This is a genomic window from Pseudomonas sp. HD6515, assembly GCF_024971855.1.
GTDB classification, from domain to species: domain Bacteria; phylum Pseudomonadota; class Gammaproteobacteria; order Pseudomonadales; family Pseudomonadaceae; genus Aquipseudomonas; species Aquipseudomonas alloputida.
This window is the reverse complement of the sequence record NZ_CP079827.1, coordinates 3,179,606-3,191,418: the sequence shown is the minus strand read 5'-3', so window position 1 is coordinate 3,191,418 and position 11,813 is coordinate 3,179,606. Positions and strand designations below refer to the sequence as shown.

At 63.6% G+C, this 11,813-nt stretch carries 13 protein-coding genes and 1 pseudogene; 9 read left to right on the top strand and 5 right to left on the bottom strand.

Going from position 1 to position 11,813, the window contains the following annotated elements; translation table 11 throughout:
* Positions 1 to 6 precede the first annotated feature (6 nt).
* From KW568_RS14755 to KW568_RS14725, 7 genes and pseudogenes are all read left to right on the top strand, one after another.
* Positions 7 to 132 (top strand): annotated as a pseudogene (locus tag KW568_RS14755) (general stress protein); the annotation flags it as partial.
* Between the two features lie 58 nt (positions 133 to 190).
* On the top strand, positions 191 to 388 hold the full coding sequence (locus KW568_RS14750; protein ID WP_004576237.1) for a hypothetical protein: 198 nt from the start codon (positions 191 to 193) through the stop codon (positions 386 to 388).
* 18 nt (positions 389 to 406) lie between these two features.
* On the top strand, positions 407 to 1,738 hold the full coding sequence (locus KW568_RS14745) for an iron-containing redox enzyme family protein (RefSeq protein ID WP_004576236.1): 1,332 nt from the start codon (positions 407 to 409) through the stop codon (positions 1,736 to 1,738).
* Positions 1,738 to 2,691 (top strand): class I SAM-dependent methyltransferase, encoded by a 954-nt coding sequence (locus KW568_RS14740; protein ID WP_004576235.1) that lies wholly within the window; start codon positions 1,738 to 1,740, stop codon positions 2,689 to 2,691. Before KW568_RS14745 ends, KW568_RS14740 begins: the two co-directional genes overlap by 1 nt.
* 6 nt (positions 2,692 to 2,697) lie before the next feature.
* Positions 2,698 to 3,804 (top strand): carboxylate-amine ligase, encoded by a 1,107-nt coding sequence (locus tag KW568_RS14735; RefSeq protein WP_004576234.1) that lies wholly within the window; start codon positions 2,698 to 2,700, stop codon positions 3,802 to 3,804.
* A gap of 56 nt (positions 3,805 to 3,860) precedes the next feature.
* Entirely contained in the window at positions 3,861 to 4,448 is a 588-nt protein-coding gene (locus tag KW568_RS14730) for a nucleoside phosphorylase-like protein (RefSeq protein ID WP_004576233.1), read from the top strand.
* A 90-nt stretch (positions 4,449 to 4,538) separates the two neighbouring features.
* Positions 4,539 to 5,360, top strand: coding sequence for a Ku protein (locus KW568_RS14725; protein ID WP_004576232.1), 822 nt, complete (start codon positions 4,539 to 4,541; stop codon positions 5,358 to 5,360).
* A gap of 21 nt (positions 5,361 to 5,381) precedes the next feature.
* On the opposite strand, the gene KW568_RS14720 is transcribed toward KW568_RS14725, so the two are convergent.
* From KW568_RS14720 to ligD, 5 genes are read right to left on the bottom strand one after another with little or no spacing between them, the layout of a single operon-like run.
* Entirely contained in the window at positions 5,382 to 6,041 is a 660-nt protein-coding gene (locus KW568_RS14720; protein WP_004576231.1) for a glycosyltransferase family 2 protein, read from the bottom strand.
* A complete protein-coding gene (locus tag KW568_RS14715) occupies positions 6,038 to 6,637 on the bottom strand; it encodes a bifunctional 2-polyprenyl-6-hydroxyphenol methylase/3-demethylubiquinol 3-O-methyltransferase UbiG (RefSeq protein ID WP_004576230.1) in 600 nt (199 codons plus the stop codon). The genes KW568_RS14720 and KW568_RS14715 overlap by 4 nt, the downstream gene beginning before the upstream one ends.
* An 11-nt stretch (positions 6,638 to 6,648) precedes the next feature.
* Positions 6,649 to 7,404: a PIG-L deacetylase family protein gene (locus KW568_RS14710; protein WP_004374473.1), complete on the bottom strand. Its 756-nt coding sequence runs from the start codon at positions 7,402 to 7,404 to the stop codon at positions 6,649 to 6,651.
* Positions 7,401 to 8,444 (bottom strand): acyl-CoA dehydrogenase family protein, encoded by a 1,044-nt coding sequence (locus tag KW568_RS14705; RefSeq protein WP_004374475.1) that lies wholly within the window; start codon positions 8,442 to 8,444, stop codon positions 7,401 to 7,403. The genes KW568_RS14710 and KW568_RS14705 overlap by 4 nt, the downstream gene beginning before the upstream one ends.
* Positions 8,445 to 8,484: 40 nt before the next feature.
* The gene (ligD, locus tag KW568_RS14700) at positions 8,485 to 10,986 is read right to left on the bottom strand and encodes a DNA ligase D (protein ID WP_004576229.1); all 2,502 of its coding nucleotides are present in this window, start codon (positions 10,984 to 10,986) and stop codon (positions 8,485 to 8,487) included.
* Positions 10,987 to 11,113: 127 nt separating this feature from the next.
* Here ligD and KW568_RS14695 point away from each other — a divergent pair, with 127 nt between their 5' ends.
* Both KW568_RS14695 and KW568_RS14690 read left to right on the top strand, forming a co-directional pair.
* On the top strand, positions 11,114 to 11,578 hold the full coding sequence (locus KW568_RS14695) for a hypothetical protein (RefSeq protein WP_004576228.1): 465 nt from the start codon (positions 11,114 to 11,116) through the stop codon (positions 11,576 to 11,578).
* On the top strand, positions 11,575 to 11,799 hold the full coding sequence (locus KW568_RS14690; protein WP_004576227.1) for a metallothionein: 225 nt from the start codon (positions 11,575 to 11,577) through the stop codon (positions 11,797 to 11,799). Before KW568_RS14695 ends, KW568_RS14690 begins: the two co-directional genes overlap by 4 nt.
* The last annotated feature ends 14 nt before the right edge of the window (positions 11,800 to 11,813 follow it).

Below are 11,813 nucleotides of genomic sequence, written 5' to 3'. Positions count from 1 at the left end.
GGTAACAAGAACCCGGGCAATTTCGCCAATGACCGTGAAAAAGCTTCCGAAGCCGGTCGCAAGGGCGGCCAGTCCTCGGGCGGCAACATGCCCCACGACCGCGAGTCGGGCCACAAGGGCGGCCGTTCGTAACTGACCGACGCGCAGTGCCGGGGCGACCTGGCACTGCAATTATCCAAGGGGGTACTCCATGCGACTGACTCCACTGATCATCCTGATGGCGGCGCTGAGCTTGGTCGGCGGCTGTTTCGACCGCGACAATGACCACCCTGGTAAAGATTCCGACCCCAGTAAACCTTCACTGCAGATGCAGCAACCTGATTCCCAGCCGGCACCGCAGCCTGCGCCCGACCCCGAGCCGATGCCGGGGCAGAAGCCGAGCCAGTAAGTAGACAAGGAGCACGGCATGACGGTGATGAACCGCAATACTGCAAGAACTGCGCAAGTGGCCGCCGAGTCGACCAGTCTGCGAAAACGCTATGAAACAATGCTCGCAGGGCAGGATGCTGGCAGCGCCTCATGGCTCGAGGAACAACTGGCGGGTGCCGCAAGCATGCCGGACGACTTGCCCGACACACCGTCCGAGTTGCCGGCCTGGAGCAGAAAGCATACTGCCAAGGTTGCCGAGGCCTATACCCGTTACCTGGCACAACGCCGTCAAGGCATGCCACGCCGTTACTTTTCCAACCGCGCCCACGCATTGTGGTTCCTGCAACAGGTTGCGCCGACCAAGGCCGTCGACGGCGCCTGGCTACAGGGCACCCTTCATCACTGGCGCGATCCACGTTACCACGGGCTGATTCGCACTTACCTGGAAGAGCTCGGCAACGGCGACCCACGCTGCAACCATGTGCTGATCTATCAGCGTCTGCTTGGTCGCCTGGGTTGCGTAGAGGCCATGCCCCTGGATGACACGCGATATCTGCAAGGGGCCCTGCAACTTGCCCTGGGGCAGCATTGCGACACTTACCTGCCAGAGGTGGTTGGCTACAACCTCGGTTATGAGCAGCCACCGCTGCATCTGCTGATCACCACTTACGAGCTGGCCGAGCTGGGCATCGACGGGCAGTATTTTCAGCTGCACGTGACCATCGACAATGCCGCCAGCGGCCACGCGCGCCTGGCAATCCAGGCATTGAACCAGCTAAGCCCCCCGCGTGACCCCCTGGGGTTCTACGCGAGGGTGCGCCGCGGCTACCGTCTGAATGACCGGGGTATCGCCACGCCAGACCTCATCCGCCAATTCGACCTGCAAGGCGAACTGTTCGCAGCCTTGGAACGCAAGCGGGTATACGGCCAGTTCATGCATGCCGACCATTGCCGCCTGCAGCAGCGCACGATCAATCAATGGCTGGCCGAACCCGGCGCCATGCCCGCATTCGTTGCCGCATTGCAGGCCCATGGCTGGATCCGCAGAGGGCAGCCGCCAGCTAACAGCCGCTGGTGGACGCTGATCGAGGGGCCGTCTGCGGCGATGTTCGGTGTATTCAACGCCTATGAAAAACAGCTTTGGCATGACTGGATCGCCGACGACTGGCGGCCGTCCATCCGCCGCGTGGCCCCTGGCAGTTGGGGGCTGCCGGAGGTGCATGAGGAAATACCCGACGACGCCTTGAATGTGGCCCCCGAGGCCTTGATCCAGCGGATGGCTGGCAACCGCCACGCCACGCCGGACGGTCTGTCTGCCACGCGCGCCTACATGCGCGTAACCGGGCTGCGCCAGGAGGAACCGCGTTGATGATGCTCGCATTCAGGCAAATCGAGGCAGACCAGGCGTTGCTGCAACTGGGACAGCGCCTGCGTGCCGATGGATACCGCTTTACCTGCGTAACGCCCGCCACCCACGCGCGCGTCAATGCCCGCGAGGGCTGCGGGCAGGCCAGCACCCTGCGCGATGTATTCGGCTGGAGCCGACCTTTCGACCCCGGTTTGCTGTCGGCAGATCAGTTGCAGTTGCTCGAACGCGCGCAGGCGTTAGTTGCGCAGGGTGAACTGCTGACCAGCACGGTACGCTGGTCCAGCCTGGATGAATTTCTGTTGCTGCATTCGGCGTTTCCAACCGACACCAGCGATGCCGTGTTCTTCGGCCCGGACAGTTACCGCTTTGCCCAGGTCATTCACGAGCACCTTCAGCACTGCCCCGCGCGGGTCGAGCATGCAGTGGATATCGGCTGTGGCAGCGGGGTGGGCGCCTTGCTGATTGCCCGCGCCGCCCAGCACGCACAGGTCAGCGCCGTTGACATCAACCCCCTGGCACTGCGCTATACGGCAATCAATGCAGCCCTGGCGGGTGTGAGTAACCTGTCGGTCGAGCCCAGCGACTTGCTGGACGGTATCAGCGGCACGTTCGACCTGATCGTTGCCAACCCGCCCTACATGCTTGACCCCAACGCCCGCCTGTACCGTCACGGCGGAGGCGCGCTAGGCGTCGACCTGTCGCTACGTATTGTGGAGCAGGCTCGCGATCGGCTGAGCCGCCACGGTACGTTGCTGCTATACACAGGCGTGGCCATTGTCGAAGGCCGCGATGCCTTGCTCGAAGCCATCCGCCTGCGCCTGGCCGGTCCGCAATGGGCCTGGGTGTATCGGGAAATCGACCCCGACGTATTTGGCGAGCAACTGACAGAGCCGGGCTACGAACAGGTCGAGCGCATCGCCGCCGTGGCGCTCACCGTTACCCGCAGCCGCTGAGGCAGCATGATCCGGCCCTGTACGTTCGGCATCGAGGAAGAGTACCTGCTGGTGAAACTGGGCTCGGGTCAGGTTCCGGCCACACCGTCACCCGCGGTGATGGGGCGCTGCCGTGAAGCACTTGGCCGCTATTTCGCCCAGGAAATGTTCCGCAGCCAGATCGAGCTGGCGTCGCCGGTGTTCACCAACCTGTATGAAGCACGTGAGTTTTTCCAGCGCAGCCGTCAGCGGCTGCGCGTGGCATTGGCCGAAGAGGGGATGGGGCCATACGCTGCGGCAAGCCACCCCTGCGCCGCGTGGCTGCTGCAGAAGCCCGCGGCACAAGGGCACTATAAGCAGCTGTTCGATGACTACCGCCATGTGGCAAGGCGTAGCCTGCTCAATGGCCTGCATGTGCACGTTGGCGTGCCGCCAGCTTGTGACCGCATGCAACTGATCAATCGCCTTTTGCCCTGGTTACCGTTTTTGCTGGCGTTGAGCACTTCGTCGCCCCTGTGGGCTGGCCAGCCTACCGGGTACATGAGCTATCGCCGTGTGATCTGTGGTGAGTGGCCGCACATGGGCTTGCCCGAAGCGTTGCCGGACTGGGCCGCCTATGAACGCTACCGTACCCTGTTGCAGCGAACCGGTGCACTGGCTGCCGATGGCGACCTTTGGTGGGCAATCCGGCCTTCGCGGCGCTATCCGACAGTGGAGTTGCGCATCTGCGATGGCTGCCCGAATCTGGAAGACGTTCTGTGCATTGCAGCACTGTTTCGCCACCTGGTTGAACACAGCATTGCCTATCGCCATGACTCGCTACCCTGCAGCCGCGAATTGCGCTGGATCGCCCAGGAGAACTACTGGCGTGCCATGCGCCATGGGCGCCACGCACACTTCATAGGTTGTCACGAGCAGCAGCCGGTCACGGCGCAAGGCTGGCTCGCCCAACTGCAGGCCCAGATACCCATAGACAGCGCGGACGCCGAGCGCGCCTGCCAGCACGCCCTGCACGTGCTGCGCCATGGTACCCATGCCGATCAGCAATTGCGCTGCCTGGCACAGGCCAGGGCAGACGGGCTTGGCAAAGGGCAGGCGCTACGCGCCGTGGTGGCTGCCGGGACTTGCATTTAGCCCGGGTTGACCGACAATGGCCGCGCCCTTTGCAGCCACTCGGAAACACCTGCTCCATGATGCTGATCAAGCAATTCCCCGACATTTCCCTGAATGACACGCTGTTCGTCTTTGCGCTTGAGGCCGAGGCTGGCGATGTCTTTACCGAGGTGAACACCGTGTTCACCGGCATTGGCAAGGTCAATGCCGCAATCGCCCTGACCAAGGCGATCGCCACGCGCAGGCCCAAGCTTATCGTCAACCTGGGCTCGGCTGGCAGCCAGCGTCATGGCAAGGGCGAAGTCGTGTGCTGTAACCGCTTCGTACAACGCGACATGGATGTGACCGCGCTGGGCTTTGCCCGCTATGAAACGCCCTTGTCCGATACCCCGGTGATACTCGAACACGGGGCGGCAATACCCGGCCTGGCTGTGGAAACCTGTGGCAGCGGTGACAGCTTCGAGATCAACCATGGCGACGCACCTTACGACGTGGTCGACATGGAAGCCTACGTGCTGGCATTGATCGCGCGTGACGAAGGTATTCCGTTCGTGTGCCTGAAATACATCTCCGATGATGCCGGCAGCGAAGCCGCGGGGGATTGGGCGGTGCAAGTGCACTTGGCGGCCGAAGCGTTCAAGCGGGTGTTGTTCAGCCAGGCGTGACGGTTGCCGCAGGGCAGGGCAGGGCAGCTAAACCTTTGTCGCCCGGTGCAGTCACTTCTGGTATCAGCAGGCAACCCTGGGAGCACCCTCATGGCTCGGGCAATCTGGAAAGGCGCCATCAGTTTTGGCCTTGTGCACATCCCCGTGGCACTGAATACCGCCGTGCGCACCGAGCGCGTGGACTTCGACTGGCTGGACAAGCGCAGCATGGAGCCGGTCGGCTACAAGCGGGTGAACAAGGTGACCGGCAAGGAAATCGACAAGGACAATATCGTCAAGGGCGTAGAGTTCGAGAAGGGCCGCTATGTGGTGATCAGTGAGGAGGAGATCCGCAAGGCCCGGCCGGAAGCGACCCAGACAATCGACATCTTTTCCTTTGTGGAAGCGGGCGATATTCCGCTGCAGCATTTCGATACGCCGTACTACCTGACCCCGGACCGCCGTGGCGGCAAGGTGTACGCCTTGCTGCGCGAGACGCTGGAAAAGACCGGCAAGGTGGCACTGGCCACCGTGGTATTGCATACCCGGCAGCACTTGGCGCTGCTGCGGCCTCTGGACCATGCGCTGGTGATGATCACCTTGCGCTGGCCTGAAGAGGTGCGCGGGCTGGAAACGCTGGAGCTGGATGCCAGCGTGACCGATAGCAAGGTGGAGAAGCGTGAGCTGGAGATGGCCAAGCGCCTGGTAGAGGACATGAGCGGGCCCTGGAAGCCTGAGGATTATCATGACGCCTTCCGCCAGACGATCATGGACCTGGTGGAAGAGAAGGCCAGCAAGGGCAAGATCGAGGCGGTGGAGAAGGGCGACGCAGGAGGGGCCGAGAAAGGTGCGGACATCCTCGACCTGACCGAACTGCTCAAGCGCAGCCTGGGTGGCAAGAAACCGGTGAAGAAGACGCGAAAGGCTTCATGAACACGGCCAATGCCATTGAGTTCAAGACTGCGCCTGCAACCCAGCCAGGTAATCACCAAACCCCTCGCGGGCGCGGCTGTCACGTCGACTGCTGGTGGCCACACTATGCCTGGCGGTCCAGACGATCTGGGCGCCGCTGGCCTGCAGGTCACTGACCAGTTGCACATCTTCATGCGCCGCCAGGGGCTGAAAGCCACCCACACGCTCATAGGCATCGGCACATACCCCCAGGTTTGCGCCGTGCACATGCCGATGCCCTTCACACGCCTGGTAGCGGCTCTGGTAGAGCTTGCGCAGCGCGGCTGTCTGCCAGGGTTGCCAGTACTCGACATGCACGGTGCCGCAAACCACCTCGGCGCTACAGGCCAACTGCGACAGCAGCCAGTGCGCCGGGACCTGGCTGTCCGCATCGGTGCACGCCAACCACGTGGCGCCCCGCTCGACCATGTGCGCCGCGCCCACGCGACGTGCCATGCCGACATTACCGGCATCCACCTCCAGTATGTGTACACCGAAACGCCGCGCCACGGCGGCGCTGCCGTCACTGCAGCGGTCCAGTACCACCAGCACGTCCACGTGCATTCCCGCATGCTGCGCCTGCTGGGCAGCGATCAGCACTGCCCGCAGGCATCGCCCAAGGCGGCGGGCTTCATTATGTGCAGGGATGACAACGGCAATCATGGGCACGTCTCGTCGAGGTCGACAACGCTTGGCTGGCATGACCAGTACTCCAGCAAGAAGTCCGCCTCCTCATGGCGGAACTGCTGATGCAACGGCAAATGCCGGGTCAACAGGCGGTGCACGTCGCGACCGTCCTGCGGGCAACCCGCGATAGGGTGCTTCCAGTGGCAGGCCAGTAACGCGCCGTCGTAGGTAAGGCTGGCCACCGATTGTTCGATCACCTGCAGCCAGTCGGTAGGATCAAGGTAGTAACCCACCTCGCTGAGCACGATCAGGTCAAAGCGGCCGCCCGGCCAGTCCCCCGGTAACCGGGCCCGTTCGACCAAGGCATTGTGCACGTGAGCCAGGCGTTCACGGGCCAGGCCTACGGCCGTCGGGTCAAGGTCCTGGCACAGCAGTTCGGCGCAACGCTCGGCCAGCAGCGCGCTGAGCTCGCCATTTGCGCAAGCTGGCTCGAACACGCGCTGATAGCACTGGCGTGGCAGGCTGGCCATCACCAGCTCGCGTTTGCGCTTCTCGTACCAGCGGGTGCGAAAGGCCCAAGGGTCTTCATGGGTGGCGTATAGCTCGGCAAAATACTGTGGATCGAGGCTCATGACAGCTCCATTCAAAGAAACACCAGTTCGAAAGGTTGCAGAAGGCAATCCAGCAGGTGCGGCGGTAGCACCGGCGGCTGCTCGCCGTCCGGCTGCAGCTGGCTGACGTGGGCGGCCAAGGCCTTGCGCTTGCGTGCCAGACGGCTTTCATCGAGCTGCACGCGGTGCGCACGGGGCCATGGCAGGCGCGGGTCGTCAGGCTCAGCCCAGTGCCAGGCCCAGACCGGTACCTCAGCCAATTGCACCCCACGGGCTGCAGCCGCCTGCGCAGCGGCGCGGCCGACGACCTCGTGATCGCAATGGCCATCACTGCGCCAGGTGGCCATCAGCAGGTCATTGGGGCGAAGTAACTGCGTGAGGTGACTGGCCAGAAACGCTTCTTCGCGCGGCAGCTGGCCGTCCTTCAGATGGAGCCTGCGCCAGTCCAGGCGCTCAAGGTCAAGGTCGAGCTGTTGCAGGGCCTGTCGGCTTTCCTGGGGGCGCTGGCGGCGCAAGCGATGTTCGGTCCAGTGGCTGGAGCCGGGGTGGCTGCCTTCGCCGTCGGTGGCGGAGATCAGCACCAGCTCGTCCTCGCGCCCTTTGAAGCCTGCCAGCAGGCCGCCAGCCATGAGAATTTCGTCATCCGGGTGCGGCGCAATCAATACCAGCCGGCGCCCCGGCGGGCACAGTTGGCGTGAATCGAGCCAGGTTGCACGCGCCAGGTGCGCGCTATGCTGCCAGGCTGTCCAGGGCGTGCCACCGGCGGACTGGATCAGGTTCTGGTTCATAGCTGCCATACCCCCGCTGGCAAGTGGGCCAACTGCTGGCCCAGCATCGCCAGATCGCGCTCGGCATGGCTCTGACGCAGGAACACCGGCAGGTCGGCGCTCAGCCGGGCAAAATGACTGCTGCGACAGAACGGCGTGGCCCCCAAGGCACGCCCGACGTGGCTGATGACCTGCTCTACGGCCTGTTCTACCTGGGCGCGGGTGCGGCGAACTTCGAAACTGGCATCCACACCGGGCTGCTGATCGATCCAGGCAGCACATTCACGCAGTGATGCACGGGCGCCATGCAACGCAGCGTCCACAGCCCCCAGATGCGCATCGGCATGCGGGTCTGGGCGGGGTTTGCGGCAATGTTCACGCAGGTAATCCGCCAGCGCCTCGGCCGCGCCGTACCAGCAGGCAGCGATACCTGCACCGCCTTGCCAGAAGCCAGGGCGCGAGAGGTATTGGCCCGGCGCGCCGATGAGCGTGCCTGGGGTATCGTTGAACGCCACCTCGACACTGGCGGTAGTGGCCATGCCAACGGCCTGCCAGTGCTCGATGTTCAGGCCCTGGCTCGGCTGTGACAGCTCGATTGCCACCAATTGCGGCTGCTCGGCCTCATCCCAGGCAGTAATCAGCGCTCGATCGATCTGCAAGGCACCGGAACACCAGGCCTTGGTGCCACTCAGGTGCACCTGGTCGCCTTCACGCGCAGTGATGTGGACTCGCGCATCGGGCGGCTCTGCCGCCCATACGCCCCAGATGCCGTCGTTGGCGTGGTGCGCTGCGCCGCATTCCGCCAGGATCGCCAAGGCATCGGTATGGCCCTCGTAGAGCTTGGCCAGTGCCAGGTCACAGCCGGCCACCCGTGCCAAGGTCTGCCAGCGACGCAAGGTGTTGCCTTGCCCCGGCAACGGTAGCAGGTCGAGGTGATCAGCTTGCAGCGCCTGGATCAGTTGCGGCAATTGGGTATCGAGGTTGAGCGGTAGCTGGCGTTCGCCAAAGGCGCGTAAAAGGCGGTCAAGGGTGGTCAGGTTGAAGTCCTGAACGATGCTCATGGGCGTGGCTCCCGGGTCGTGTCCAATCGCAGGGGCGTCATCATTCGAGCCCTAGCTGCTTGCGCATGCGCGCGGTGATCGACTGGCGTACCTTGCCCATGTCGGCCCAAGGGTCGTCGACCTCCGCCAGGCGCTCGCGCAGGTTGGTGATGTTCCATTGGTTGGCGGCTTTGATGTGCGCCAGTTCATCACGCCAGATAGGCACCGATACAGGCAGCCCCTCACGGGCACGCAGTGAGTAGGCGCACGCCGTGGTGGCGCCCTTGCCATTGCGCAGGTAGTCGATGAAGATGCGTCCCACGCGATTTTTTGGCCCCGACACCGCGCTCAGGCGCTCCGGAAACAGCTTGGCCAGGTAACTGACGATGGCGTGGCTGAAGTCCTTGACCTCGTCCCAGCCGGCTCGCCGGGTCAAGGGGGCAACGACGTGAATACCCTTGCCACCACTGGTTTTCAGGAACACCTTCAGGCCCAGTTCGTCCAGCAGGGTGAGGGCCAGCTGGGTCGCCTCCACCATCGCCTTCCAGGGCAGCGCAGGGTCAGGGTCCAGGTCGAGCACGAAACGGTCCGGTTTGTCGAAATTCTTGTCCGTGGCGTTCCAGGTGTGCAGTTCCAGCATGTTCATCTGCACCGCGCCCAGCAGCGTGTCCGGGCGATTGATGACCATCGCCGCCTGGCCTGCCTCGGCCTTTTCGTAGCTGAGTACGTTGGGTATATGCAGCTGGCCCGCGTTTTTCTGGAAGAACAGCTCTCCGCCCAAGCCGTCCGGGGCGCGCACCAATGCCACCGGGCGGTGCTTGAGCTGGGGCAGGATCCACTGGCTGATGCCGGCGTAATACTCGGCGACCTCGCGCTTGGTCACACCCGTGGTGGGATCGATGACCCGGTCGGGGTGGGTCAGCCGCAGTTCACCCAGGTTCTCAGACGCCTTGGCCTGCTTGTTGCGGTTGGATACAGTTTTTGCGGGCATGGCGCGCTCCAGGTCAATGGCGGTTGCCGCCTTGTCATCGCGCAGGCCGTGGAACACCGAATGGCGCACGATGCCGTCACGGGTCATCTGGGCAAAGGCGACTTCAGCCAACAACTGCGGCCGCAGCCAGTGCACACCACGCGCTTCGGCTCCGGCGGGCGGCGAGGGCAGGGCAGGGCTGGCGATTTCCAGGGGCTTGAGCCGGGCATGGATGCTGGCCAGTGTCGTGGTATTGAAGCCGGTACCGACCTTCCCGGCATAGCGCAGCTCCCCACTGTCGTTGTCGTGCAGGGCCAGCAGCAGGGCACCGAAGCCGCTGCGGCTGCCTTTGGGGTCGGTGTAGCCGACAATCACGAATTCCTGGCGTTGCTTGCACTTGAGCTTGATCCAGTCCGGGCTACGGCGGCCGCTGTAGACACTGTCAGCTCGCTTGCCGATCAGGCCTTCCAGCTTCAGCCGGCAGGCACTGTCGAGCAGTGAGTCGACAGGTTGGTCGAAGTCGGCGGAATACTTGATGACGTCGGAATGGTTGTGCTCAAGCAGTTGGCGCAATGTCTCGCGGCGGTGCTGCAGCGGTAGCTGTCGCAGGTCCTGACCGCCCAGAAATGGCAGGTCGAACAGGTAATAGGTGATGTATTCGTCGTGCTCGGTATCGAAGGCATTCTGCAACGCCTGGAAGTCAGCCATGCCATTCTCATCAGCCACCACCATTTCGCCATCGAGCCAGGCCGTGTCGATACCGAGCGCGCGCAAGGCGGCAACTTGACGGGGCATCTTGCGGCTCCAGTCATGGCCGTTGCGGGTGAACAGGCGGATGTCCTGGCCCTCGATGCGGGCCAGGATACGGTAGCCATCGAACTTGACTTCGTAGCGCCAGTCACCGCTGGGGGGAGCGTCCACCAGCGTTGCCAGCTGTGGCTGTAGCTGTGCTGGCAAGGGTGCCGTTTGAACGTTGCCGGGGCGTTTACGGCTGCTGCGCGGTGTTGCGGCTTTGGGTGCAGCGGGTTTGCGTGGCACCAGCGTGCGCTCGCTGAGCACGCTGTCGGGCAGGGCCTCGACAATGCTGTACTCGGACTCGCTGCGCGCCTGGGCGTCGTGCGACTTGACCAGCATCCATTGCTCTTTTTTGCCGGCCAGGTGGGTGCGGAACAGGTTCCACACGCCGCCTAGCTTCTCACCCTGCAGGCGGAAACGCAGCTTGCCTTTGGCGTAGGCTTCATGCGCATCGCCTTCAGGCTCCCAGACACCGCGGTCCCAGACGATCACATCGCCTGCACCATAGTGGCCTTCAGGGATACGCCCCTCGAAATCGGCGTAGTCCAACGGATGGTCCTCCACATGCACTGCCAGGCGGCGCACTTTGGGGTCCAGCGATGGGCCTTTGGGGATCGCCCAGCTTTTCAGGGTGCCGTCGAGCTCGAGGCGGAAGTCGTAGTGCAGGTGACTGGCGTCGTGCTTCTGGATGCAGAACTGCAGCGCATGGGCCCGCTTGCCACGTTTGCGTTTGCCGCTGGGCTCGGGCGTGGCGTTGAAGTCGCGCTTGCGCGCATATTCCTGCAGGGGCTTGGCCATGGCGGGCTCCGGGCAGATCACAGTCTCTAAGGTGGGAGGTGCCGGCCGAGGCGGTAGTTCAAAAAACTCTGAATCTTCCGTGAGCGGGTGCAGTCGACCGAATGAAGCCACCTGATGGAGAACGCACATGACCCGACCCGATGCACCTAAGCCATACACCCCCACCGAAATTGATGACACCGAAGACCGCATGGGCAGCGTGCATGAGCTGGATTTCGATGAACGCCTGGATGAGCGCGAAGGGCGTGTGGGCGACGAACGACCCGCCGCCGAGGTCGCCCGTGAGTTCCCACCCCAGCGCGTGGCACACAGTGGCATGACCGGCGGCGAGGCGCTGAGTGACAGCCTGCATGAGGACAATGTCACCTATGACGATTTGAGCCCGGGCACCCTGCTGGACGAAACCGGTGCCCGCGACCCCCACGAGCCGGGCGGCAGTGGCGGCCCGGCAGACCAGCGCCTGCGCCAGGTGGATGCCGATGAGATTGGTGGCGGCATTGGTCTGGACGAGGCCGAACTGGCCAGATCCGCGCCGCTGGATGGTGTGCCCTGGACCGATGATGTGATAGACGACGAGGAGAGCAAGCCATGAACGACCAACGCTGCGCGTGTACGCACTGCTCCTGCACGGTGGATGCCAATGCCTTGCAGCGCGACGGCAAGGCCTATTGCTGCGAGGCCTGCGCCAGCGGCCACCGCAAGGGTGAGCCATGCCGGATGCAGGACTGCCATTGTGGTGAAAAGCCGGGCGAGAGCGCGGTGGACAATGCGCTGGATGAAACTTTTCCAGCGAGTGATCCGATTTCACCCTGAAGCCAGTAGGCGGG

Bases quoted from the DNA above. Each gene is read 5' to 3' on its own strand.
- KW568_RS14715 (WP_004576230.1), bottom strand. From the start codon at position 6,637: ATGAGCCTCGATCCACAGTATTTTGCCGAGCTATACGCCACCCATGAA.
- KW568_RS14720 (WP_004576231.1), bottom strand. From the start codon at position 6,041: ATGATTGCCGTTGTCATCCCTGCACATAATGAAGCCCGCCGCCTTGGG.
- ligD (WP_004576229.1), bottom strand. From the start codon at position 10,986: ATGGCCAAGCCCCTGCAGGAATATGCGCGCAAGCGCGACTTCAACGCC.
- KW568_RS14745 (WP_004576236.1), top strand. From the start codon at position 407: ATGACGGTGATGAACCGCAATACTGCAAGAACTGCGCAAGTGGCCGCC.
- KW568_RS14750 (WP_004576237.1), top strand. From the start codon at position 191: ATGCGACTGACTCCACTGATCATCCTGATGGCGGCGCTGAGCTTGGTC.
- KW568_RS14735 (WP_004576234.1), top strand. From the start codon at position 2,698: ATGATCCGGCCCTGTACGTTCGGCATCGAGGAAGAGTACCTGCTGGTG.
- KW568_RS14725 (WP_004576232.1), top strand. From the start codon at position 4,539: ATGGCTCGGGCAATCTGGAAAGGCGCCATCAGTTTTGGCCTTGTGCAC.
- KW568_RS14690 (WP_004576227.1), top strand. From the start codon at position 11,575: ATGAACGACCAACGCTGCGCGTGTACGCACTGCTCCTGCACGGTGGAT.
- KW568_RS14730 (WP_004576233.1), top strand. From the start codon at position 3,861: ATGATGCTGATCAAGCAATTCCCCGACATTTCCCTGAATGACACGCTG.
- KW568_RS14705 (WP_004374475.1), bottom strand. From the start codon at position 8,444: ATGAGCATCGTTCAGGACTTCAACCTGACCACCCTTGACCGCCTTTTA.
- KW568_RS14695 (WP_004576228.1), top strand. From the start codon at position 11,114: ATGACCCGACCCGATGCACCTAAGCCATACACCCCCACCGAAATTGAT.
- KW568_RS14710 (WP_004374473.1), bottom strand. From the start codon at position 7,404: ATGAACCAGAACCTGATCCAGTCCGCCGGTGGCACGCCCTGGACAGCC.
- KW568_RS14740 (WP_004576235.1), top strand. From the start codon at position 1,738: ATGATGCTCGCATTCAGGCAAATCGAGGCAGACCAGGCGTTGCTGCAA.